This is a genomic window from Pedobacter ginsengiterrae, assembly GCF_039537385.1.
Taxonomy (GTDB): Bacteria; Bacteroidota; Bacteroidia; order Sphingobacteriales; family Sphingobacteriaceae; genus Pedobacter; species Pedobacter ginsengiterrae.
The window spans coordinates 277,463-302,959 of record NZ_BAABAK010000011.1 but is presented as its reverse complement, the minus strand read 5'-3'; the positions used below and the strand labels follow the sequence as shown (position 1 = coordinate 302,959).

Here is a 25,497-nt window from a genome sequence, read left to right as displayed (position 1 = left end):
TGATTAGACCGAAAAAAGCATTTGCTCTAAAACCAAGATCCAAGCCTGGCTCACCTGTTTATTACCGGGAATTAAGACTGAACCTGCGTAAGATAATTGCCAATATTCCAATCCCGAAAAGTGCAATTGAAAAGCCTGGTTGCTCAGGGCACCAACAACAATAAATACTCACAAATTCGAGCTACCTACGGGAATAATTTAACCACGCGGGTGTTTTGCGAAAAGCCTGGGCTTTGGTACGGCGCTTCAGGAAAAAATGGAAGAAAACATGAAGGCAAATCTTCCCGAGTTCATTTTAAAGGATCAGATCAACGGTCATAAAGGCCAAATTGATCTTAATCTGTATTTCAAGCAGTCCGGGCAGTCCGAGAATTATTATTTGAACAAGTATGATTTGGCCCTCAATGAGGGTAAGCCTTTAGAGGCTGGACACAAATATCTGGTCATTGCTCCAAGTGAAACACCAGGAAAAAATAATGTATTTAAAAGAGAGAATGTTGCAGAGGCTATTGAGGTATTTAAAAAGCACACCGGTAATGTAGAATTGGCCGTGGGAAAAGATGCTGCTGATAAGACCAGACTTGCGTCAATGGAAGAAGGAAAGATTAATTATGTCGAAAAGGACTTTGCAAGAACTTTTCGTAACCCACCATTACCACAGACGATATGGGTAGAAAGGGGCAAGGGTTTTACAGCCTCACAGTCCGTAAACCTAATTGAGGGAAGAGCAGTTTACCGAGAAGATATGCTCACCCAGGGCGGAACGCCTTATCGTGCCTGGATGAAACTCGACCTGGATGGCCCTCGTGACAGACATATGAATTTTAACCTCAACCAGTATCACGATCCATCGTATGGCTTTAACTTAAAAGAGGTTCTTGATAAATTTAATATTAAGGAACTCGAGAATCCAAAGGACAGAGAAAAACTGGAGGCCCAATTGAAAAATGGTGACCGTCCCATTATTACCGTGGAAAAAAATGGCGAGCAGGTTAAGCTTCATATAGAGGCAGTCCCTCGATATTCTCAGCTTAATATGTTTGCAGCCAATGGCAGACCAGAGAAAAGAGAGCAGTTCCTGAAAGAGCCCGCTTTGAATAAGCCAGTAACAAAATCAAAGGGAAAAGAGGTATCTACCAGCCAGGGTTTGGGCATTTAAGGGCTTTTTGTATTTTAGCGGCTCGTTTTTTGTAAACGAATAGTCAATTTATAATCGCTGGACATTTATTGATCAGCATAGAAAAAAATTATGGAAAAATTCGAAAAAGTAAAAGAGCTAGTATCCGCAATCGAAGCAGATGCTACAAAGTTTTATGATGGTGGAGTGGCTGCTGCTGGTACGCGTGTGCGTAAAGCAATGCAGGACCTGAAGGTTCTTGCTCAGGAAATCAGAGCGGAAGTAACCGAAAAGAAAAATAGCTCAAAGTAACTAAGAAAGCTGATTTGGGAAATGAAAAATCCCGGCCATTGGCCGGGATTTTTCGTAAATATTGATAATCAATTAATTTGATTGGTTAGTATAACCTGGCATTTTTAAAAAGTCTTAAAATAGCCCGCTATCAGATCGATCATTTGTTCACTAACCTGTAGTTCGCTTTTCCTGTAAAGTTTATGCTGAGCTGAATTGAACTTTTCAATATAAGTGGCCTCAATTTTATTGAATTTAAGATAACCCTGCTCAAAATAACGCTCCTCAATTTCTGATGATGAATCAACTGAACGTAACCAGAGCTTGATCATTGCCTCCGAAATCTTATCGTATAACAGCCAGTGGTTGACCATGGAAACCTCTTCGGGTAGCGCCAGGTCAAACTCCTTAAGTTCTATGAGCAAAGAATCTGTGTTTTCGAAAAGGTTATGGATCTTGTATGGCCTGGACATAGCTGCAAATCTAATACAACAAAAAATATTTCCTCAATGAAATTGCTCGCTTATAGCTTTATGTTGTAAAAAAGAAAATTGCTGGAAGCCAGCGCCTTACTATTATCCACTTGTGAATTCCCTTTTCAAATATATATTTGTGCTATGATTGTTACCGTTTTAGCAATTTTGGAAACTGATTTTGTCCCTCAAAAAAACCTGGCAAAAATTATGAATGAACGACTGGAGCGTGCCGCAAAGGAACTTCAGCAGGTTCATCTTAAAACCCTTTCGGGCAGCGGTTTTTCGACTGATGACCTGATCGTTTACCTCAGCTATAACCCAAAGTTTAAAATTCGCTTTCGCGTAGTCAATGATGTGCCCTCCGATGTCGAATATTTTGTCAATGAACTTTGTGCCAGGTTAGGCTATATGCCTTGGAAAACGGCACTACTCGAGCGAATTAACCTGCTGGGTTAAGTTTTTTTATTTCATTATTTGCATTTATTTAGGATCAAATTTAGGTTTGATTTCCGGCATGCGCATGAAATTCCGGCATAAACCCGCTGGTGGCCCTTGCGCTGCAATCCTATTTATTCCGTTGCTTCATTCGCTTTGGCGGAACCCAAACCAGCTGGGGCTCCATAATTAAATCAAAATATTATGGAAAATTCATTCTATCAGCTTGCTGAAATCGAGATCAGCTACAAACCAAAATTTAAGTCTGCACTCCGGCCACAGATTGACAGCTCAAAGCTTGCCTACCAGGTTATTTTAGATAACTGGAATCAGGATAAAATAGAGCTACTTGAAGAATTTAAAATCTTATTGCTCAACCGGCGTAACCGGGTTTTAGGAATTGTCAACATCTCTCAGGGCGGAATCAGCGACCATAGTAGACGTGAAAGTTATATTCGCCATAGCACTTAAAGCCTGCGCAAGTAATATCATTCTCTACCACAATCATCCATCCGGGGAAACAGATCCCAGTGATGCTGATGTTAAACTTACCAAAAGACTTTTGGAAGTCGGAGAACTGCTCGATATTAAGATCCTGGATCACCTAATCGTTAGTAACGACCGATACTTCAGCTTCAGGGATGAAGGTCTTATCTGATTGTAATTAAAGCTCCCGTGGAAATATCCATAGGAGCTTATTTTTTGTTCATTTTTTTCTTCTCTGCCTGTTTTCCTTCCTGTGCTCACCTCAATTCATTACCCATAGGCATTTTGAGTAGCAAATTTCTGAACAATCCGATTGCCGGAAAGACCATGCCCTGAAGGGTTTGCAGAAAAATAATCTTCCTCCCTTCGGGAGCGTATTTTTTTTCGCAAAGTCTTGCCTTGCAACCTGGATTGTATCAAGGTGAGGTGGCTTAACAAAAAGCCAGGAGGCTCCTGCCGACTGGATTGAACAATTAATAGTTAAGCCATGTATCGATTAAAGATGAGAAACCCACTGATCCGACTCCCTCCGCAATTGCGGAGCGCAATGGGAAAATTACCCCTCAGCCAGAGGAGATCATTTATCAAGTTTTTAATAACGATTTAAAATCAAAAATCATGAAAAATCAAAATATCAACACCGCAAACGGAAAAGCAGAATTTATAAACCTTAAAGATGCCAAAAATCCATTTTATCAGCCGATGGCAGTAAAGGTAAATCTGAGCACGGAAAACAAAACAGCCGTAAACGATGAACCTAAAAAAGATGAAAAGGAGGGACCAAAGTCAATTGCTGCGGTTGTTCAGTCCGAACCACAAAAAGCGGAGAATGTAGTAGTAAAAGCAATTGCAGAAAGGCCTGCCCTAAACTTAGAGGGAACGCTGAAACTGGTAGAAGAACTGCACCGCAGAATGGTGCAACGTGGCAGATTAGTCCACACCATTGATAACCTTGATAAATTCGAAATCGAGCAAAAAGAAGAAGCCGAGGACGCAACCTCCAATTATTATCAGGGTTGTGAAATCGAAATTACCGACGATAAACGTAACAAGTTCTCCACCAAGAACCCTGTAATTATTAAAGCTGTAGCATTGTTTGTACGTGACCTTTGCACAAGCCGTTTAGCCGAAATCGAAGCAGAAATTACCATTCCTGCATAACCAATCTATTTATCCCGTCCATAACGGGCGGGGTGTAATTTTAAAATAATCTTATGAATACCGCATTTTTTGAACTACTCGACCAACTTTACTGGAAAGGCTATGCAGAAAACCTGCTGGAAGAAAATCCAAAGATTTTCAATTTTCATTACCATGAATTTTTAAACCATTATCATAATTAAATATCATGAAAACACAGGAAATATTTTTTATCGTCCGCATCGAGGTATACTCTACCCATGCCCTTATTGACCAAACATTGCAGGAAATGGAATCAACCTCGCGATTTTTAATGACCAATACCCCAAACGTAAAGGTAGTCCATGCCGAAATATTGACCACCAAAATCAGAAACCTTAAAAACAACAATCATGGCGCATAACCTAAATTATAACCAACAGAGCCAGCGACATAGTTTTTTTTCCGTAAAGGAAAAGACCTGGCATAACCTTGGGATAGTCGTTGAAGATTATCCCACCAGTAGCGAGGCCATTGGCTTTGCAGGACTGGATTACAGCGTCGAAAAAAGACCGCTTTTTACCCTTGATAATCAAAATTTTAATAATCATTTGCAAGGCCAAACCATTGAAGCAGATATATTAGCCCATAATTTTTTTTGCCACCTTAAGAAGCGATACACAGGAGGTTTTAGGTGTTGTTGGTAAAGACTATCAGATTGTACAGAACAAAGATGCATTTTCCTTTTTTGATAGCATTACTGGCGCAGACAAGGGCGTAAAATATGAAACCGCTGGGGTTTTGGGCAAGGGTGAGCGTATTTTTATTACCGCTAAGTTAACCGAATACATAAAGGTTGGAAGGAATGATCTAATTGAACAATATGTTTTCTTAACCACCTCACATGATGGTTACGGGAGCATTACAGCAGCATTTACTCCCGTGAGAATTGTTTGTCAGAATACGCTCAATGCGGCTTTTAGAAACCAACAGAATAGTATCAAAATCAGGCATACGGCCAGCGCTGTTGAAAGGTTAAAACAGGCGCACCAGCTAATGGGGATTACCAGCAGACTGGCCGAGGAAATGGAACAGCTATACAATCACTGGGCAAAAATTCGCATTGATGATAAACAAGTAAGAAAATTAATTGAAATTGCCATGTCGCCTGGAAAGGAAACTTTGTTGAGCATCAAAGAGGAAAAATTCCATCAGCTTTCCAGCCATTACCTCAATATGGTTGAGGATGTATATCAATATGCACAATCAGCTCCATCACAACAGCAAGACACTACTAAAGGAAGTTTGTTTGGTGCCTACAATGCTGTAACAGGTTACTTTCAGAATGTACGCAAATTTGCTAACGATGAATATAAATTAAAAAGCATCATGTATGGAACAGCCATGCAACGCGGACAAACAGCATTTGAACTTTGTGAAGCGTTTGCAAAATCTGGTGGTAGTTTGTTTAATTGAGAAAGAGGCCTAAAGCCTCTTTCTTGAAATATTTCTGGTCGCGCTCCGCGCATAATCTGCCGGAATCTTCTCAAGCCAACTTTCGATAGCGCTGACTTAAGGTCTTAACCGATCTATTTTTTTGAACACTAAACTTAGGTGGAACGGGAATTTAGATCAGACTAAGGCAAGCAATTCTCAGTTTTTGTGAAAGCAATACCATTATCAATGTTATCGCAGCGGGTTTTGAAGACACAGCTTTGTTATCTACATCTTTTATTTCTCCACTTCCCCCACCAAAACCAGTTTTGATTTTCTTGAATATAACCTCACGCACCGATATGCTGCCCGCAGACCTCGTGAATTTTTGTTTTCTTATAGGAGATAATAGAATTCATATTATGAAAAATTCTATTACTTTCTATTTATAATAAGGAAGATTTATATCAAGATAACTCTTTACAACATACTCTCCCCCTGGTAAGCGCATTAGTCTGGCTAAGTATTGCATTTATCATCTGAAACGAAATATATTTTTAAATACCGTTTTTTTACCCTGTCAGGTAAAATAGGTTTTCTATATTTTTATCGAAAACGAACTGGGAGTTGAAATTATGTATCAGATTTAAGTTAGTCCTGTAAAAAAGGGTTTCTGTCCCGATTAATATAGTGTTCGTATGTAAAAATTGATATTAAGTTAATTAAGTGCTAATATTAAGTGGGTAATTTGGAGACATTAGAAATAATATTATTTCGGAGATGAGTGGCTATTGTCTTTAAACGACAGCAAATAATGAAAACACTGCAATTTGCAGGATTTTGAGTAAAAAGAAACCGACTAAGTATAATTTATGAGTTCAAGCTGCCTATTTGAGCCTTCCTTTTCGTTAAATGCAGAAACATATTTTAGTGATAACAATGTTGAAGTTGCGGTTGTTTTTGAGCAGCCAGAAGATGAATCGCTAATAATCGCTTATGAGTGGTATTTAGATAATTGTCTGGTCATAGACAATAACAATTTATTATTTGCTTCTTCCCTGAGTTGCGGAAGTCACCAGATCGCTGTGCGGGTACTGACAAGAGAGGGTTGGTCAGGAATTGTTTCTCATGAATTCAGCACTTGCAGACTTCCAGTTTCCATCGTGATTTCTGGTCCGGAAACGGTTCCCGAAGGTGACCAGGCTACCTATAAGGTCTTTCGCACATTTACCGATGGGTATGCAGAAGAATTAACCTCAAAATATACTTTTCAAAGCAGCGCTGGAGGAACTTTTTCGGGAAATATCTTTACAGCGATAAATGATGATCAGGACTTTCAAAATAAAGCCGTAACAATAGGTGCCCTGGAAGATGGCGAAGTAAAAGCGGTAAGGGTAATTACTGTTATAAACGTTACTCAAGTGACACTTGCTTTCATAAAAATCACTGGTCCAGCCAGCCTTAATGAGGGTGCAAGTGGAACTTATACAGTAATGGGTACTTATTCTGATGGGTCAATAGCAGATATATCTTCACAATATAGTTTCTCCGCCTCAGAGGGATTTTTTAATGGACAAGTTTATACTGCAGTTGTAAACACCATATCTGGAGACAGCCGGCAGGTGAGCATAAGTGCCTCGCAGGATGGATTGGTAAAAGCCACCTTACAAATTAATGTAATTGATAATTCCATTGGCGCAGGTATTCTGGTCGTTGATTTTTATAATAATACCGGGCTCAATATAATCGCGTTTCTTGAAAACGCTGATATCCCGCATAACCATAACCCTGCATTTACTGGAAATAATATTGTACCAGGAGCAACTTTGCCAGCTAGCGCATTAATTCTGGCATCTGATTTAAATCCCTCCAATACCAATTGGCGGTTCGAATTTAATCTTGCTAAACTGATCGCCGAAAATCCTTTAGTTAGCGATTTTGCATTTTCCATTAACGGTAGGGGAACTTCAGCTGGCCAACTGACTGGAGCATATAGTCTTCGCAGTAGTGATGCAGTGATGGTTATGAATGGAAATACGGGGAATTACATGCCATCAGTTTCAGGCGGCAGTAATATTGGTGGACTAACAAATTTTGACAGACCGATAAGCGCTGGAGCAAATGGAAGCTACCTTGAAAGTGACCTTCCGGTTATTATAAGGTTTAACTATAATGTGCCGAGCAAAACACTTAGTTATTCTTCTCCGGTTACGATAAACTATAATTTACAAAGAAATCCACCTCCGCCAAGTGTAGATGCAAATTTCAGTCTGCAGAAAAATGGGGTCAGTACAGATCTGGTTACTTTTGTCGGGACAGGAACTTCCAATGGAAGCTATAATATTGGTGATACCTTAACGGTAAATACGTTTCATTACCTCAGCACCCGATGGCCAGATGATGCCTCACTTAGTTTAGATATAAAGGATAACTCGGGAAATGTCGTGCATCATTTTCAGGGTGGGGTTGTTGATGTAGCAGATGTACATAGCCACAGTTTTGTGCTTACAGATAACTTATATCTTATAGAAGTGTCAAGCCATAGCACCGATACGTCGCTCTCAACGCCTGGATATAAAATGTTCAACGACAGGTCGGATATAGGTGATGGTGCAGTTCTGATTAGCATTACAGATAGTACAACAGGTTATGTGATGTTAGATCATTTTCCAATGCCTGCATATAATAGCCCAAGAAATGGTGCTTATAATGTAGTTAACGATAACGGATCCCAATTGGTTGCAATAGAAAACACCTCAAATCAACAAATATCAATTACGCTAAAATCAGATCATGGTTTCCAGGAAACTTTTGACCTAGGGGCGGTTAATGGGGTAGTGAAAACAGTTACCGACAAATCGGGGATTGAGGTATACATAAATCAATTACCAATTTAGTTTGAGGCTGAGCAAAAATCACATCACATTTAAACAATGAAAAAAGCGGATTAAAATCCTAAAAATATATGGCTGAGAACAAAGATAGTTACATTTCAAAATTCAAACCCACATCGCATTTTTTTATAAACCCGGACGTTCTTTCGCAGACCGAAAGTCAGTCCTTTGGTCCAGTTGATGAAAACGAATATCGCTTGACAACAAAATTTACTGTGGGTTCTGGAGTTAAAACAGCTTTTGCCATTTGTAAAGGTATTGTACTTGTTCAACGCCAAACTGGATCAACAGGTCTTGTCAACCTAATTTTACGTCCCTTTACCCAGCCGATAGAAGGATTTAATATTAAATATTTTATTTATAGAGGACTGGTTGAAGCGGATTTTTTTAATGGAAATAAAGTTCTAACGCCGACCTCCTCTACTTCAGATTTCGTAAATCAGATTAATGCCAGCTTCGTGGCCTTTCATAATAGCACAGACCCGGGACAGCAGGTACCAGATTTTCTGGCAAAATATATTGGCTTTGAGCCAGTGGCGCAAGCTGATAATTTACCGCTTTCTGATTTTTTCTTTAAGGAATCAGTTTATGTGGAAAGTAATGGAGAATTCGTAGAAAAGGATACAGAAGCGTTTGAGCTCCCCGTTATTGATATGGGAAAGTCTTTAGGGAATTTCCAGGCTGGTGAATGCGGAATTGATATTGTTTTAAATTATGGCGATTACCGCTTACCGACGCCTAATGATGAGTTTGTATTTGACTTAAGCTATGCAAGGGCCAAGGAAGCTAAAATAGTGCTCAATAATACCATGAGTGAATTTCAGAAAAAACTGAAAAAAGAACATATTTTTCAGTTTCTGGATGCTGCAGCTTTTTTTGGGTTCCACTATTCAAACGGAAGTATTGCCATTGGCAATGCCGTTAAAAAAGGTGCAGATATTTACAATGATGTCATTTCGAAATTTTCATACAAAAACCGCCTTTACCTTTATATCCAGAGCGATAGGGGTAGGAGTTATAACTTTTATAATAATTATCTAATTGGAGAAACTGGAGCGGAAAGCCTCAAGATAGGATTATCGGAAAACACATTAGCAGATGCTGTTTACGCTACGCAAGGTTGGCCAGTCATCATTAAAGACAATTTAGAAGGCATGCTCTATCTGCAGTTTGTGACCGATAATAATGAGAACAGCATGCTTTATGGACAAATTGCGAATATTGATAATGCGGTCAAGAATAATTTTATTGATGCAGAATACTTGAAATTGCCTGATACTGTGGATGGGACACCAAATGATTTTACTAAATCAATTGTGCTCAGTAATGCTGCTTTAAGTATGGGTGGCAACCTTACCTCAGTAGCCAACTTCAATATTCTTATTTTCCAAGGCAAGGCAAATTATTACATCTCTGGGCAGGAGACTGATGAACAGAATGTCACGACCGATATATTGGCCAAAGCAAATTTCTTTGATGATGTATTCGATTTGGTTAGTGCGGAGCCTTTATTTAAGGCAGATCAAACGAGTGGGTATTCGGTGTTGTCTTCACAGAAGTTAAAGTTGGTTAATCATTTTTTCGACAAACGCCAGCTTGGCATTTCCGGGGTACAAACGGTTAATGTTCAGGACTCAATTTCTACAAGTATTTCTAACCCAACAACGCTTAGCAGAGTAACTTACGTTACCGAAACGGTCGATTTACTAAATAGCGGTTTGTCTGTAACAGGAACAATTACACCGGATACCCGGTCCAATCCTTCTACGTCCAAAGCCAGTAATGATATCAAAACTTATCAGTTGCCAGATACCTTGTATTACACCTTAGAATCTTTTACCGATAGCTCCGAAATTATTAACGGACTAATATTAAATGCCAAAGACGGAAGTACTCCAACGAAAATTATTTTGGGATTAACGACAGAGGAAAATAATGCAATTCTTAGTTTGATTGTATCAAAGAATCTAATTTACCCAAGACTATTTTTGGTTGATTTGTTCGACGGCGGTAATGAATTCGTATCGATTGAAAATATAAAATATCAAAAGTATAGTCTAGGTGTAGTAGGAGAAATAGCTACTGGTGCGCTAAGATTGTATACGCCACTTACATCTATAAACATCTACTCCTTAGATCGAAAATATCACTTTTCGAAAGCTTATAGTGAATATATGGAGGACCTAACACCTGAGAATAGTTTTACTATAACTAATAAAATTGGATAAATGGCAGTAGTGATTCTAAAGAACGATGGAATGGCAGTTGATTTAGACGCCACTTTTACAGAATTAGCATTCGATATTGAAGGCTTTATTCTTGAGTTTAATTATCTGAGTAATCCGGTGTTTAGATACAAGTACTATCAGACGGGGGATTTTAAACAAAAAGATAGGTATTTGAAAGATACTCTTAACGGTTATTTTCTTGAAAGGGAATACTTGAATTATACTAATGATGAAGACAGTGAAATTAAAGTGTTTGTCAAAAAGCATAAGTTCATTTCTACAAGGTTTGCGGCAAAGGTGGGGGATGAAGTTTTTGTAAATAAAGTTGATTCTGGTGAACCATTCAGTTTTTATTTTAATGTCATAAGGTATAGATTTTTAGTAGAGGCAACACTAAATAGTGGAATTAAGAAATATTTGGGGAAAATATTTGAAGGAAATAAGTTGATTGGCTATGAGGTAGCAATTCCGGACATAGCTACATCGGTCGTTAATCCCTCTGCGCCTAAAAATCTTGCTTCCAGATATTTTTTTAATAATAATTATACTCGATACTTAAGCACATGGATCGACGATAACACTAAAAAAAATATAAAGAAATTTACAATTTTAATTTCTTTTAGAATAGCTGAAATTTACAATGAAATTTTTCCAAAAATTGCCAGCGTATCCTTGTGGGCTAGTATCGATTCCATTGCAAATACGATATCAGGAAATGCAGATTCGTTAACTGATTATGGTAAGCTTCTTTTCGAGCTCAAAAAAAGTTGGGGATATTACCATGACCCAAATGCAGATCAAAATTACATCCATAAACATGATTTTGAGCCTGTTTTTCAAGATGGTGCTGCTTACGAAGATTATGAGAAATATTATAATGGGTTAACAGAATTATACTTCGCGTTATATAAAATACAGGATAAATTAATAGAATTTAGCGAAGACCTCCGTTTAAGGTATATCTTAGAGATTTTGCCCCTTTCAGCACTAGCAACTATACCATATGCAATTGTTAAAGAACAATTATTCTTTTATTACAAATTAAAGGAATTACCCCAAAACTCTCAACGATATCTCGTTCACTTGATTATTTCCATGACACAAAGAAATAATTTAGCAAACGATTTTTTGACTTTACTTCTAAAAAAGGAAAATGGTTCAGTCACTATTTTTGAAGTGTTGTATTTGCTTCTGGATGATGGTAGGTTGGAGCGTTACCCAATTGTGAACTGGTTTGTGAACCAGCAAACAAATAGAAAACATTTTGTTTACGCTATTTATGAAATTTGGAAAATCTCAGAGTTTAATTTTTACTTTATACCTAATGGAGTTACCGCTAACGAAGATGGCCTTAATCCTGATACTTATTTTCTAAAACAGGGAAAAAAATATTATCCGAAATATAGTCAAGATGGTAAGATATTACATGGAGCCAATCCAATTTTAGAATTCTCAATATCCAAAGTGGATAACCAATCAAATCAGTATTATAATTTGGTATCTAATGAAATAACATATAAACCTACGACAGAATTTATTGGAGAAAAGGTAATAATTAATAAAGTAACAAAATCGACATACTCAAATTATAACCCTTACGGAACAAATACTCAATCTTTTCAAAGTACTGAGATCAAATATGGTGAATATCACTTATATCAACCAATATCGTTAATAGGATATACTTCAAATCTCGATTTGAATGTGCCAAATTTTCTGCCTATTCCAGTGTTTTTATTTTATTATGCTGTCGAATTCGATGAACTGAAAGATTTCGATGCTTCTATTTTATTCGCAGCAGAAGTTAGTTTAGAATTAGCTATATTTTATTTTACAGGCGGTTTATCAACCATGAGACATTTGAGATATCTAAAATATATCTCGGAAATTAATAATGTTAAAAATGATTTGGTCTCTCTAGAAACAGCTGTCTTATTCTGGCGAGGAGTAGATGCGGGAAGTGAAATTGTTTCACTTACTGCAGGCGTATTATCCTCTTTTTTTGCTTATCAAGAGCAGATTGCCAATAACACAGACCTGAAAAATCTTAACAAAAAGTTAAGCCTTTTTTTTATGCTTTTCGCCATAGGTTCTGCTGGTAACGCTATTTACAGTAGTAAAAAAACCTCAAAGGCTGCTGATGATGTCCTCGAAGAACTGGAGTATTTAAGCGATTTTGGAATTCCTCATAACCTGCCCAATGATGTTTTGTTGGTTATAAATAAAGTTAGAGGTCTCGCTCAAGTTAGTAAAGCCTTATTCAGAAATAGGATTGTCTCACTAGCTGAAAGTGAGTTAGACGAGGCAAATCACATAGCTAGTTTGTATGATAATTTTTTTAGTGATGTTGAACGGGAAGCCTTTTGGCAAGATTTTGTTGGAAAAGTGGAGAAATCGCCTTTAAATGATTCGTTTTGGAAATTAATGAATGAAACCCAAGATGGAATTCCAGCCACAAGAACGGTAATTTGGAGAGAATGCCCTAGAGAATTATTAAATTATAGAAAAAATATTTGGTTTCTGGACGGTACTTTAGTTATAAAAAAGTCGGAAGAATTAAATAATGAATTATTCGTTGGTAGAGCAGGAAAAAAACTTAAAGATGGTGCTATTCCTCCATACTCTCTTAATGATTACACTTACGGAGCCCATGGTGTTCACTACAAATCAGCATTAAGAAATATAAACCCAAGTAGTCTCGGTGATATCGTCGGGAATGTGACTCCGCTTGGTGATGGTTTTTACAGTGCTAAAATTAGAGTGTGGAATATAGATTTGGGAAATTGGAAAATGAAAAAAAATGCTAGCACTTTTTTTCCTGACAATTGGTCTGAGTTACGAGTTCAATCAGAAATAGTAATAGCTTCACGTAACAGAATTCGATTGCATGGAAATGTGTATTTAGGTATAATGTCTGATGGGAAAAAAATAAGATTTCATATTGAAAAAGGAGTAATAAAAAGTGCATATCCAGATTTATAAAATTTAATTAAAAAGTTATGAACAACAATTTAATAGTTCAATATAAAATATTATTTGAAAATAAAGTCTTTGACTGGGGGATGTCGAACAGGGAGATAATGAAAGTTGTAGATACGAGCAATTCTTCGCTGACATATTTTTTAAATGATTGGCATCGAATCCCAGAAATTGATGAATCGCTTTTGCCCGATATCGAAAGTGCACTGGAAAATCCAGCGCTTGAAATAGATACAGGCGCCACGGTGATAGATATTATGATTCAGAATAATGTAGTTAATTTTTTTGATTCTGAAGGATTTCATAGTACAATGCCACTTCAAGATTTCAAGGAGATTGTTATCGGGTGGAAAGAGTTTTTGATGTCTAAACCACTTCCTGGTAGAATTAAGTAGATAATTGTTTATTAAAAGGTAATAATACATGGTACGTTTCAAAGTACGATTTATAGTACCAATCTTCAATTCTATAATAAAAAGAATATGAATCAATTCTTAATAATCAAATATGGGATCAATTTTAGAAGTGAGATTGAATGATTATGCTTAGTAAGTTTTATTGCATAGTGTTGGAAGAATAAGAATAAAAATGCATATAGAGTTAAGCTTAGCTTCAGTGGTTTCTCAATAATAAAAGATAGAAGAAATTAATTTCTTTGAAATAAATCATTAACAATAGATAAGAACGAAATGCCAATTACCAAGCCGATAACTAAAAGATACTATCCATCACTTTCAGAAGTGATTACAGTTGATGATTTGCCTGAATTTTTGCATTTCGCAGAAGATGGCTTGAATCTGCTATTGGATAGGATTCATTATAAGAATTTACAGTATTCTAAGAGTCAAAGAGGGGATTCTGCTTTTTATAGCCTGGATATTGTTACAGCAAATATCGGTCTTGATTTACCTTTTGGTATGCGCCTGGTTTTAAATCCGGATGAACAGGGAGATTCTACAATTTCTGCTTTTCCCATTTCATTGGAGTACCAGTGGGAAATTCTGGCTTTCTTACGTGCTTTTAAGGTTAACAATTTTGCTTTCAACCCGCAGGCATTTTATGAGTTAGGATTGCAGGTTTTTAAGATTTCAGAGAGTGAAGTCATTGCGCATACCTTAAATTATTTTATTGAAAGTGACGAAACAGAAACTAAGTTTCAGAAACTTGTAGATGATATCAATGTTTTATATCCCGATGCTAATCTGGCTTTACCGGTAGGTGAAGAGCCTTCGGTTGATAGTGTTGTAAATTTAATCAATGAAAATGAACACATACCTGATGGAGCATCTTTTTTGCCTTTCAGTCTATATATATTGGATGCTAATCTTGGTGTAACCAGAGAACGTTTACAACAGTTTTATGACCGGGTGGTTCCACAGGGCTTGGAAGATTTCGTCCGCCAGTTAATTGTTCCAAAAGTCAGGGCAAGTTTAACGCTTTCGGCAGGTATTGAATTCCCAAATAAAATACTTAGACCAGTTACGGCTAACGGAACTCCGATTCCAGATAGCAAATCACTTTTTAAATTTGCGGAAGCCACATTTTTTGTGGACACCGAATCTGGGATTGGTTCTGAAGTTGAACTGGCTGGGTCCTTAATCCCGGAATTTAATGAAATCGGAAAAACTGGTTTGATTATCGGTTTTACAGGCGCTAAATTAGACTTAAGTCGTAAGACAAATATTCCAGAAGCCGATGCTGCAGGTTATCCATTAGATTTTATGGGACTGTATGTAAAACATGCCTTCATCGGGTTTAATAAATTCGGAACGGAAACAACAGGCAGGACAAGTGCTGCCATTATTGCCGATAATCTATTTTTAGGGACAGGAGGGGTATCCGGACAAATCGCACTGGAAAGTAATGGCGCATTGTACCGTGATTTTGGAAGTTTTGCGGTAGAATTAAACCGTTTTGCAATGGACTTCAAAATGGGTTCCATTATAAGCTGTGATATTGTCGGAACACTTAGACTTGGAAAGTTTGAACAGAATTCAAATCCAGTTTTTATCGATATTCAGGCGCATATATTTGATGATGGTAATTTTAAAATTACCGCAACACCCTTAGCTCAGCCAATTAGAATTACGCTCCCGAATATCCTGGAACTTGAAATTCAGAGTTTAGCTGTCGGTAAAGAAGATAGGGGCTATTATGCAGAAGTTTCAGGTCATTTAGACTTTATTGCAAATGTTCCTGTGCTTGGAAAAGTTTTACCAAAAGGGATTTCGGTTCGTAACCTCCGAATATGGGACGATGGAGAACTTGATTTTCCAGATGGATCTCTTTTAGTTCCAAAGGCCTTTCCTTTGAAAATTGGCCCGGTGAGCATGAGCGTGAACAATATTACCATAGGTTCTTATTCAAGGCTACACAATGATGTGGAACGCCGCTACCGTTTCTTTGGTTTTGATGGTATGATCAATACCGGAAAATTTGGGGTTGATGCAGCTGGAAATGGTATAAAATATTATTATACAGTAGATGATAATGCAACGGATAAACCTTTTCACAGCTTTTTAAGCATCGATGAGATACGTATTGATCTAACTATTCCCAATAATGCTAAGCCTGAAGACATTTTGTTTACGCTGAATGGTTATTTGAGTATGAAAAACCCTGATCCAGCCATTACAGGATCTTCTGCAGGAACAGAATATACCGGGTCAGTATCTTTTTCAATGCCAAAACTAAAAATGGGAGGCAGCGCTGCGATGCGTTTGAATCCTTCTATTCCTTCCTTTTTGGTTGATATTGGCATGGAAATGTCAACACCTATCCCACTTGGAGCCACAGGTCTTGGGATATACGGATTCAGAGGGCTTTTCGGACAACACTATAAGGCTTCAAAAGCGGCCACTACGCCACCACTACCTGAAGATGCTTCCTGGTGGGAATATTATAAAACACCCAGCACAAAGACTGGTCGTGAGGGTATAGAAATTGATAAATTCGAAAGTAAGCCTGGCTACGCTTTCGGTGCAGGGGTTTCCATAGCCACAGCTTTTGATTCTGGAAAAATATTCTCCAGTAAACTATTTTTATATCTGGGGTTGCCTGACCTGATTATTATTCAGGGACAGGCTGCTATTCTTCGAAGCCGGATTGGTTTGGATGATGATATTGATCCGCCATTCAGTGCATTGGTCGTGATTGATAAGAATTCCTTCCGCACCAATCTTGGCGTGAATTACAGGTTGCCTGAAAGTGGCGGTGCTGCGGGCTGGCTGTTCTCTTTGAATGGTACCCTGGATATGGCATTTTTCTTTAATAATGCTTCCGGGTGGTATTTAAATATCGGTAAAGACCAACCCGAAACTGAACGGGTTCGTGCAAGTATTTTAACACTCTTCAGGGGTTATGCTTATCTGATGATTTCTTCCCGCGGCTTTAAAGCAGGGGCTGGAGCAAGGTTTGATATCAACCTGGATTTCGGAATTGCGGCTGCGGGGGTAGGTGCTTTCATTGACATGGCTGGTTCTGTTAGTTTTAAACCAGTACAATTGGGTGCCTTTATCCAGCTAGGTGGTTATGCTTACCTGAAAATACTTTGGATTCGCTTTGGGGTTTCTGTTCAGGTTACCCTTGCGGTCGAAGCGCCACACCCATTCAATATTTCAGGCTCACTGGAAATCGGGGTGAAGTTGCCATGGCCAGTAAAAAAGATAACGCTGCGTTTATCGCTAACCTGGAGAATCAACAGCAACAATGCACCGCTACTGGAGCCAATACCTGTATTGCAGTTGCCGAACCGTTCAACGGGTTATTTGCCGGCTACTGCTGTTAATATGAATTCTGAGGAAAGATTTGGCTTAAATTATGTAACCAGCGAGTTTATTGGGCAGAATGTGGCCATTCCAGCGCCTGGCTCTTCAGCCTGGGCCTATAATTTTAACGATGCGCAGGATGTTCTGGAAATCACGATACCGTTAGATAGTTATATTGATATAGAGTTATTAAAACCAGTGAAGCCGCTTGCTACCCAGCTGGGTGGGGCAGCCAATCAGTTGCCTTCAGGTTATCTTGAACTATTGCCTCCGCAAAAAGGAATAGCACCTCAGGTATCCCACCAGTTTGAGCTTACCGCGGTTGAAATTTATACCTGGAAGATACAGGGGAATTCCGGTGTTTGGATACCTTACCATGTCTATGAGGCAGTTACTGCGATTGTGGAGAATAATACCGGAGATCAGCAGGTAGACCTGGCTAAGCTAAAGTCTGGCTTCTGGCAGTTCGGCGAGCAGGGTAAATACAACAAAATCCGTTTGCTTTCCCAGAATATGTTCAGTTACCTGAACCGTTCGGTTTCAGGGACCTCGGACCTGGATGCGCTGAATTTCCGCAGAAAAGATTTATTCTGCTTTGAGATGATCAGCAAGCAACGCAGGATCAACTGGATCAATGAACCAGTTGGAGATATCTTTCCAGAAAAACAGGAAGTTTACTTTCAGGGTGTCAACTTCTATCTGGAAGGAGTAACAGCACGAGTAGAGGTGGGGAATGGGAATGGTTTTACCCATTCACTTCAATTAAAAGCCCAGGGTGGAATAATACGACTGCGTACCGATGAGGCTATAAGTGATTATAATCTGCAATTTAGCCTGGTGGCCAATGAAGTGGATGTGGACTTTATAAAAGTCTCTACGCTTCCTGGGAAATTCGGTCAAGTGGTTATTAAAAGGGAAATCTCTTCTTCGGTGCATCTGCCTGCCGATGGAGCAAACCATACCGTGAGTAGTGAGCATGGAAGGGAGTTCCAGGAGATTCTGATCCGGTTTGCACGGAACCTACAGCTTGATTATTCAGGAGATTTGGTCATGGGTGGGTATTTTGCCTTACCTATGGAATATACTCCGCTATCGCTGGGTACTCATCTTTCAGAATTGGAAAAAGGGGTAATGGGGGTTGCTTTTTATTCACATGCTTTTACCTCGGTAGAGCTTTTAGCAAAAGGTTACCTTGCAGGTAGCGATGCTATCGGGGCCTGGCCATCGATAGCTGCAGAGGATACCCTGGGGGGCCACCTGGCACTAGTCTCAGGGAACCCGGATAAACCTGCAGGTTTTTATCAGAAGTCCGAAGAGCACTGGTCGGTGCAAAAAAGGATTTATAATTTTAGCGCCAATGCGGATGCCGCCGTTGTGCCTTTCTATCCTGCTCTTCAGGTGGAGGCAAATAATTTCGCTTTCGAACTCACTGCAGTTTTTAACCCATTCCAGACTGGCATCAGTACATTAATTTCTAAAGTTAATTTCGATGTACAGACAGGGAAGAAAAAAGGCTACGCATTGCATCTTATCCAGGATAGCCCTGTCAGTCCGCTTGTGAATTATCCGGAACTGGAATTACCTAAATTTAAATTAACCTTGAGTTTTTATGACGGACTGACGCATTCCGCAGTCACTGTAGAAGACGTGTACGCATTGGATTGTGAATCTGGTTTTATATCACAAAGACAATTCAAGCATATTATGGTTAGTGTAAACAGGGATGAGAATAAAATTGATGTTTTTGTCAGTTACCGCCTATTAGGCAGCTTCCCGATTCCGCTTGAACTTGAAGTTTTTGAAGAAACGGATACTTATACCTTTTTGGATGAGATAACTTACAGCTACCAGGAGGAACAAAAGCGTTTTGAAGATAGCGAACTTACAGCGGAAAAACTCCTTGAAGAGGTAGTTTTGATGAATGAGGGATTAAATAAGACCATTCAGCCTGTGTGGCGGCCCAATGCATCCTATGCGGTGGTTATAAAATCCAGAGATCTTGTGAATGGAAATTCAGGAAACTCCCCGATTCGTCACCAGGTTTTCGGTTTCAGAACAGCGGGTCCCGTCGGGCATTTCGAAGAATACAGCGCCGCTTTCCAGGCTTTGAAAGCTCAGGATAAAATAGCTGAATTCAAACTTGCAAGTTTAAAACCCTATATCGATTACGAGCGTTCAACTCCGGATGCTATGGGTAGGTTTGAGTTGAGTAAGCCGGTTTTCTATCAGCAGCCTAAAGTTGGTCTGGTTTTTAATAAGCCTTACATGAATGCCATGTTCTCGAACTGGGCAAGTTATCAGGGAATGCCTTCAGTTGAGTCCAGTCTTGTATTGGATGTGTTTTCTCCTTTTGGGGAGCAATATACAGCGGCACTGGTTTGGGAAACTTTACCGGAACAGGATATAAACGATAGTAATTATAACACGCTCTCCGCCGATGAACAGGTCTTGTTTTTAATGAGCAAGGCGGCCGCGGCAGATAACTGTAATGTGAGCCCTTTAACCTTTAAAAAACGGATTAAGCAAGGCGTTTATCTTTTGCCGGATTTAGAGTCAAACAGGCTGTACTCGGCAAGCTATTCTACGCTTTATAAACCCGAAGGATCCCAGCAGCTTAAAAAAGAAGTACACCGTTATAATTTTAAAACCTCACTTTTTGCAAACTTTCAAGAGCAGGCTTCCAGTTTTATAAAACCGGAGGATGAAAATAATTTCTTCTATTACAACATTATTACCGGCTTTAGCGGAACTGAAATTGCGCAAAACCTTTTGCCTCTGCTTAGCGGTGATACTGCAGTAGATTCACCGGAAATATCACGTTACCCGTCACTTTATGACAGAGTGATTTATGGAGGACTTGGTCTTAAGAACCTGGAACCTGCGTCTCACTCGGTGATCGAGGTAATCGTGAATTTCGATGCCACTAATGAAAACCAGTTTCAGCTTCTAGGGGTACTTATCCGAAACCCCGAACCATTAAATGATCCAAAACTCAGCGAGGAATTGAGAAGCGATACCACCAGTTTGGAATTAACGCTTCCTGATGAATCGGTTTTATCAAGAGCAGAATTTATTTACCTGCATTCCAAAGACACATCTTCGGTTTTTATAACAAATGCAGCAATGGATATCCCTCTGGGAAATATGGTGCTTACTTTCCGCCATAAAATTTTTGACGGGCAAGGTTTCGGGACGATACACGAAGATTACCAAAGCCCACCAATTGCACTTAGTGTGGTTATGGTTTAACGGGAGCTTGAAACGGAATAATTAAAAGATAAATAAAACTAAAATATATACCCAGATGCTTTCAGTGGATAATAAATATGCTTTTTGTGCGGATTACAGCAGTCTTGCTGTATGTTTGTCTGCCATTCAAACTGCGCAGCAAAACGGGGATTTTCAGGCCGAAAGAACGCTTCTGCAAATGCTGGAGCACTTTGAAAAAGACCTGTTAAAGAAGCTTTACCTTCGTACCATCCGCGTGTTAGGTATTTTGTACCAGGTCGAAGGGGTGCAGAGCTATATTGGCGGTGACTTTACGGCAAAGGATTTTATTGCTCGTGATTTTAACATTGGCTTACTTCAACTGAATGGTCCTATTACAGATTTATCTGCTTACCTGGCAGGGGATTTTGAAGATGAAGATTTTACGCACCTGGATTTCTGGGTGGGTTTTCAGGATTTTACCCAGGCCGGGTATGCAGCAGTATTTAAGACAATTATAAACATGTTTGCTGAGCTTTGCTCCAGAAGCACGGAAATTGCAAATAGCGAAAAATGGATTCTCGATGCAGCGCTGATTCCTGTATTAGACGGTTTGGAAGCAATTAAGGTCTACCTGCAAATCCGTGGATTAAACCTTTGCACGGCAACGGAAGTGGTCAAAAATAATGATTCAGGAGTTTTTCTTCAAGCTTCTGGTTCTGATGGTGCAGATGGTGTGGCGGAAGGCCTCCTTTTAAGGTGGAGCCTGACTGGACAATTAGGGCAGAACCACCTTCCCAAGGGAGATTATTATAATAGTCAGCCGCCACCAGGAGATTTCAACCGTCCTAATGACTATGTGCGGATTTACCGTACAGCATATAGCCCTGAAGTTTTATCAATAGACTTTGAGGCGAAGCGCCCGGTTATTAATTTCGAGCTAAAAATCTGGTCCTATGTCCTGGTTTACGCAATCGGTGATAAAACGATGAGTACCCGGGTGAATCTTATTTTTACTGATGCTCAAATTTATAACTTGCTGGCAGCTACCCTTGACCCTCAGCTATATTTTTATGATTTTTTAAATGCCTATTCCGGAATCATCAGTGTTGAAATTTCAAAGAAATCAGCTTTTAAGATTGGTTTTGATTTTATGACGGAATCTGATGACCAGGCGGTATTAAAAGTAGAAGCCGTATGTAAAACCAGCGATTCAGAAGATGAACCACAGCTGATTCATAAAACATTTTTGTCCAGCGAAGCTAGCGCCCAGGAAATACTGGCTGATAACATTCAGTCCCTTCGCATCAGGAAAACTCCTGGAAGTTTACTTAAGTCATTTTATTTTGAAACTTATGATGATTTTCAAAGGATGCGTCAGAGTTCAGACTGGACTCAAATCGGTCAGGGATTTGGATTATCATTAAATGATAGCACTGTATTTGAAAGACTCGAGCACCAGGATTATCCTATTGACAATCTTTGGCCGCAATATAATCAGGGAACAAAGGTTCGGATTGCCAATTATCAGGATAAATGGTCTGGCAATGATCTTGATGCACCAAGTTTAAAAGAAGCGGTATTAACCTACCTGGATTTGAGTGCGACAGATTCAAGGGCTACGTCAATAGTTAAAAAGGCGGGGGCAACAGAACTTGATGAAGGTTTTGCCATCAGCTACCTGGATATACTAAATCTACAGGCGATGGACTACCATATGGCCAGAATGCTTGGGCTTGGGCACATCGATAAGATCAATTCAAACGATGCCTATGTCTATAGACTGGAGTATACCAATAGAAAATCTGTTACCAATTCCACGGTGTCGGTTCATAACTATATTTCCCTTCCGGTATCTAAATCAGACAAAAGGCTCCCTGAAAAGCCGCTTATTAGAGCAGTAAATTATGGTTTGCCCACTCAGGGAGAAACTGATCAGAAACTTTTTGATCAACAAGGTTATTCCAGTTTGGGACGGGTAAGGGCGGTTAACATCGGACGGGAACTTTTTGATGATGAAAAAGCTGGCGAAAGCTTTTTTGAAAGTCTCCAGGAAGAAATTAATGATAATATTTTTGAACATCCAAAACCAGTTGCATTTGGTATAGAATATAAAAAGGATGGTGAATCCGTTTTTCGTAAGCCTGAAATTACTCAAGAGAAATCCCTGGGTAAAGTATTTTATGCTTATGATGAGCAAAATACGGGACAAGGTGTGGTGGAAACCACTTTAGTGCCGGATGATGAACTCAGCTTATATATACATTTTGAAAGGGAAACGGGCATTCACTGGTATGCTGTTTATGGTGTGAACTGGTTTTCTAGGGCTTCGGAAATAAGTGAGCAAGTAGCCACTGATCTGACCGAATTTCCCAACCAGAATACGCTGACTCCTCCTGAAAACCTGGCGGTCCATTACATACAAAAAGAAGATACGCCTGTATTTACAACTTCAAGAGAACAAGGCTGGCTGGAGTCGAGAAAAAATGAATTCCCAGGTCAGGATACTGGGTTAACCAGGGTTACCTTCAATTGGACGGATATTACGGACGTAAGTGGCTTTGATAATATAGAATCCGCCCAGGATGATATCGTTAGACCGGCTAAGGTAGCGGCGCTTTTTATCCCATCGCTTCCACTGGAAATAACCGGACAGATAAGCAGAATACAGGCTATTGATGGGATGGAAGACAGGCTTCTACTTCAAACTGGAAGCTATATCCAAATTAATGGAGAATTAATCAGCCCGGAAATTTTACCGTCAGACTTTTTTAAGTTCCAGAATGCTATTTTATCAACTGCAGAAGGGCAGTTCAAGGTGCTCAGCGTAGCTGCTGGTGTTAACGGACCCGCTATTGTGATTGGAAAAAACCGTAGCTACGATACTGTTTCGGATCCATTGGCAGCAGATTTCTACGGAGTTGAAAAGAAATATAACGCGCCCAGGGTTAATTCGCGTTTTTCTATGACCGAGAATTTATCCCGCTCAGAAAACTGGAATGCTTTAGCTCAACAGGTAGATTTGATTTCTTTCGCAGATGCTCAAGACCCCGTTATTGAAAGTTATAATGATAGTGAGGGAAATACATCGAAATTCTGGATAGGGGGAATAAACCAGCCTGCAATTGTTACACCGCTTTTTGGACCTGGCAATCCTCAGAATTTAGCTGGGGTTTACAAAATTTCTTTTTCTGCAAACTTTATTCTTCCGGAACATCCTCAGAATATCGTTCCTTTTGATCCGGCTAATCCTGGCGCCAACCCGCCTGGTAGCCTGAATCCTTACGTGGAATGGTATAAAGGAACCGTCAGAATGCTTAGCGAAAACCCTGATGAAAGAAAAACCCTGGAAGTTTTAAGGATTGAAAACCAGGGAGCACTCGAACTCTATGTAATCGACGCAGACTATACCCAGAATCCTATACAGATTTCTGACAGCCCTCAGGATCAAATTGAGGTGAATTTTCATCCAGGTTACAGGGTTTATTATTACGCAGAAAGCATTTCTGTTTTCAATGCAGAAAACATTATGCCTTTGGGAGAAGAAACCCAGAGAAAAACATTATTTGGCCTTCAGGCATTGCAAGGTACATCCGTTGAGTCCGGTTTTAGTTCTTCGGTTTCACTTCCTGGGGTACTTATGGCTAGGAGAGTCGAGGAACCTGTTACACCCGAACCACCACTTATAAGCGCTCAGAAGGTACGTCCGGATGAAACCGGGAAAGCTGCACTCACTTTTGATTTGAAGATCGCTGCAGATTTAAATGGGAATGCAAGAAAACCATTTGGTTTTAGTTTTTATAGAATTGCTGTGGATGATGCTTTTATCGCTTTATATCAGCCCGATACGATAGCGCAAATCTATCAGGATATTGAAAGACTCAGTACTGATGAATTTGCAGATACCCGATATTATGAATTTATCAATTTGATCATAGATGAATCAACAGGGCATTTTAAAGTTTTTGACGCCTTGCCTGAACCATACGGATTTCCTGATCCTGATAAACTAGGGTTAACCGATCCGCTGGATAGCTTAGCGGTTCGAAAAATGAAATATTATTCAGCAATCGTATCAGCGCTATTGCCGTTAACGGAACAGGTACCTATTTTTTCCTTTTTAAAAACAGGACTCATTACCGAAAACCTTAGTCCGGTAATAAGGGATATCAATGGTAATTTACTTTCTGCGAGTGATGCTGCTTTCAATCCCTTTCCAATGGTTAGAAAATACACGAACCTAGAGTTTCCAGGCAGTACTTTTATCCGTTTCACCGATTACTTTTTAAATCAGGCGTCCAGGACTCAATATTTTTACGCGGCAGCAGAAACCACAAACGAACTCGTCAACGGAGATTTGAGTCCTTTTTCAGGGCCAGTAAGCATTTTGCATACGATGCGTCCTGATATTCCAGTGTTGTCTGGATTTAAGGTGGTTCCAGCAATTAATGGCGAAGCTTTGCGAATAGACTTTAACCTGAATGCTGTTGCTGAGATTGAACAAATCTCTAAAATAAGGATTTACAGATCGACCGAGCTGGTTAGCCTGGAACACCCTCAGGGTATTAGTCCGTATTTTGATGTTCTGATTTCTGATTCTTCATTAATGGGTTTCCAGTTAACAGATGAATTGGAGGATTTCTTTCTTATACCCTACGGAGAGACACTTTATTATCGCTTTTATCTGATAAGAACGATAATCAATGAGTTTAACCAAAATGAAGATGTCCTGTCTCTTGGCTCGGCAGTTACACCTGTAAGACTGATCGACACTTTAAATCCTGAGGCCCCTCAAATCAGCTTTGATGAAGCTGATAGGAAATTAAGCTGGCCTGCAACAGCTAATAGAGGTAGCTATTATCTATTTCAACAGAATAGCAAAGGGAACTGGCAGCGTATTTTTTCTAGTGAATCGATAAATAATGAACCAATGGAATACCCATTGCCTGAAGACCTGAGCTTCTATGACCAGGAAGGCAACCGGGTATACTACCGATTCAAAGTACGCGCCGAAAACAGCTCCGGGCTGACAAGCCTGGAAGAAAAAGAACTAACGATATAATC

The 25,497-nt window shown here is 39.3% G+C and carries 15 protein-coding genes and 1 pseudogene; 15 read left to right on the top strand and 1 reads right to left on the bottom strand.

Going from position 1 to position 25,497, the window contains the following annotated elements; translation table 11 throughout:
* The first annotated feature begins 256 nt into the window (after positions 1 to 256).
* Positions 257 to 1,159, top strand: a complete 903-nt coding sequence (locus ABD692_RS12600) for a hypothetical protein (protein ID WP_344767474.1) — start codon at positions 257 to 259, stop codon at positions 1,157 to 1,159.
* A gap of 90 nt (positions 1,160 to 1,249) precedes the next feature.
* Complete coding sequence (locus tag ABD692_RS12595; RefSeq protein WP_344767472.1) at positions 1,250 to 1,429, top strand: histone H1; 180 nt, start codon at positions 1,250 to 1,252, stop codon at positions 1,427 to 1,429.
* 104 nt (positions 1,430 to 1,533) lie between these two features.
* Here ABD692_RS12595 and ABD692_RS12590 read toward each other — a convergent pair whose 3' ends face one another.
* Positions 1,534 to 1,881, bottom strand: coding sequence for a hypothetical protein (locus tag ABD692_RS12590; protein ID WP_344767470.1), 348 nt, complete (start codon positions 1,879 to 1,881; stop codon positions 1,534 to 1,536).
* A 144-nt stretch (positions 1,882 to 2,025) separates the two neighbouring features.
* On the opposite strand from ABD692_RS12590, the gene ABD692_RS12585 reads away from it, so the two are divergent.
* The 13 genes and pseudogenes from ABD692_RS12585 to ABD692_RS12525 all read left to right on the top strand — a co-directional run bounded on the left by ABD692_RS12585 (position 2,026) and on the right by ABD692_RS12525 (position 25,495).
* Complete coding sequence (locus ABD692_RS12585; RefSeq protein WP_344767468.1) at positions 2,026 to 2,340, top strand: hypothetical protein; 315 nt, start codon at positions 2,026 to 2,028, stop codon at positions 2,338 to 2,340.
* A 183-nt stretch (positions 2,341 to 2,523) separates the two neighbouring features.
* Positions 2,524 to 2,790, top strand: a complete 267-nt coding sequence (locus ABD692_RS12580) for a hypothetical protein (protein WP_344767466.1) — start codon at positions 2,524 to 2,526, stop codon at positions 2,788 to 2,790.
* Complete coding sequence (locus ABD692_RS12575) at positions 2,762 to 2,977, top strand: JAB domain-containing protein (protein WP_344767464.1); 216 nt, start codon at positions 2,762 to 2,764, stop codon at positions 2,975 to 2,977. The genes ABD692_RS12580 and ABD692_RS12575 overlap by 29 nt, the downstream gene beginning before the upstream one ends.
* A 446-nt stretch (positions 2,978 to 3,423) precedes the next feature.
* Complete coding sequence (locus tag ABD692_RS12570) at positions 3,424 to 3,966, top strand: hypothetical protein (RefSeq protein ID WP_344767462.1); 543 nt, start codon at positions 3,424 to 3,426, stop codon at positions 3,964 to 3,966.
* A 53-nt stretch (positions 3,967 to 4,019) separates the two neighbouring features.
* Complete coding sequence (locus ABD692_RS12565) at positions 4,020 to 4,148, top strand: hypothetical protein (RefSeq protein ID WP_344767460.1); 129 nt, start codon at positions 4,020 to 4,022, stop codon at positions 4,146 to 4,148.
* Between the two features lie 5 nt (positions 4,149 to 4,153).
* Positions 4,154 to 4,348 (top strand): hypothetical protein, encoded by a 195-nt coding sequence (locus ABD692_RS12560; RefSeq protein WP_344767458.1) that lies wholly within the window; start codon positions 4,154 to 4,156, stop codon positions 4,346 to 4,348.
* Positions 4,338 to 5,400 (top strand): annotated as a pseudogene (locus ABD692_RS12555) (DUF932 domain-containing protein). The gene ABD692_RS12560 and the pseudogene ABD692_RS12555 overlap by 11 nt, the downstream one beginning before the upstream one ends.
* An 830-nt stretch (positions 5,401 to 6,230) precedes the next feature.
* On the top strand, positions 6,231 to 8,255 hold the full coding sequence (locus ABD692_RS12550; protein ID WP_344767456.1) for a hypothetical protein: 2,025 nt from the start codon (positions 6,231 to 6,233) through the stop codon (positions 8,253 to 8,255).
* Between the two features lie 68 nt (positions 8,256 to 8,323).
* Positions 8,324 to 10,480, top strand: a complete 2,157-nt coding sequence (locus ABD692_RS12545; RefSeq protein ID WP_344767454.1) for a hypothetical protein — start codon at positions 8,324 to 8,326, stop codon at positions 10,478 to 10,480.
* Positions 10,481 to 13,462, top strand: a complete 2,982-nt coding sequence (locus ABD692_RS12540; protein ID WP_344767452.1) for an EndoU domain-containing protein — start codon at positions 10,481 to 10,483, stop codon at positions 13,460 to 13,462. It abuts the gene before it with no gap.
* A gap of 17 nt (positions 13,463 to 13,479) precedes the next feature.
* Positions 13,480 to 13,854, top strand: coding sequence for a hypothetical protein (locus tag ABD692_RS12535; protein ID WP_344767450.1), 375 nt, complete (start codon positions 13,480 to 13,482; stop codon positions 13,852 to 13,854).
* 294 nt (positions 13,855 to 14,148) lie between these two features.
* Positions 14,149 to 20,475, top strand: coding sequence for a hypothetical protein (locus ABD692_RS12530; RefSeq protein ID WP_344767448.1), 6,327 nt, complete (start codon positions 14,149 to 14,151; stop codon positions 20,473 to 20,475).
* Positions 20,476 to 20,530: 55 nt separating this feature from the next.
* On the top strand, positions 20,531 to 25,495 hold the full coding sequence (locus ABD692_RS12525; protein ID WP_344767446.1) for a hypothetical protein: 4,965 nt from the start codon (positions 20,531 to 20,533) through the stop codon (positions 25,493 to 25,495).
* Positions 25,496 to 25,497 lie beyond the last annotated feature (2 nt).

Coding starts and splice junctions, on each gene's coding strand:
- ABD692_RS12600 (WP_344767474.1), top strand. CDS start 257: ATGGAAGAAAACATGAAGGCAAATCTTCCCGAGTTCATTTTAAAGGAT.
- ABD692_RS12595 (WP_344767472.1), top strand. CDS start 1,250: ATGGAAAAATTCGAAAAAGTAAAAGAGCTAGTATCCGCAATCGAAGCA.
- ABD692_RS12590 (WP_344767470.1), bottom strand. CDS start 1,881: ATGTCCAGGCCATACAAGATCCATAACCTTTTCGAAAACACAGATTCT.
- ABD692_RS12585 (WP_344767468.1), top strand. CDS start 2,026: ATGATTGTTACCGTTTTAGCAATTTTGGAAACTGATTTTGTCCCTCAA.
- ABD692_RS12580 (WP_344767466.1), top strand. CDS start 2,524: ATGGAAAATTCATTCTATCAGCTTGCTGAAATCGAGATCAGCTACAAA.
- ABD692_RS12570 (WP_344767462.1), top strand. CDS start 3,424: ATGAAAAATCAAAATATCAACACCGCAAACGGAAAAGCAGAATTTATA.
- ABD692_RS12565 (WP_344767460.1), top strand. CDS start 4,020: ATGAATACCGCATTTTTTGAACTACTCGACCAACTTTACTGGAAAGGC.
- ABD692_RS12560 (WP_344767458.1), top strand. CDS start 4,154: ATGAAAACACAGGAAATATTTTTTATCGTCCGCATCGAGGTATACTCT.
- ABD692_RS12550 (WP_344767456.1), top strand. CDS start 6,231: ATGAGTTCAAGCTGCCTATTTGAGCCTTCCTTTTCGTTAAATGCAGAA.
- ABD692_RS12545 (WP_344767454.1), top strand. CDS start 8,324: ATGGCTGAGAACAAAGATAGTTACATTTCAAAATTCAAACCCACATCG.
- ABD692_RS12540 (WP_344767452.1), top strand. CDS start 10,481: ATGGCAGTAGTGATTCTAAAGAACGATGGAATGGCAGTTGATTTAGAC.
- ABD692_RS12535 (WP_344767450.1), top strand. CDS start 13,480: ATGAACAACAATTTAATAGTTCAATATAAAATATTATTTGAAAATAAA.
- ABD692_RS12530 (WP_344767448.1), top strand. CDS start 14,149: ATGCCAATTACCAAGCCGATAACTAAAAGATACTATCCATCACTTTCA.
- ABD692_RS12525 (WP_344767446.1), top strand. CDS start 20,531: ATGCTTTCAGTGGATAATAAATATGCTTTTTGTGCGGATTACAGCAGT.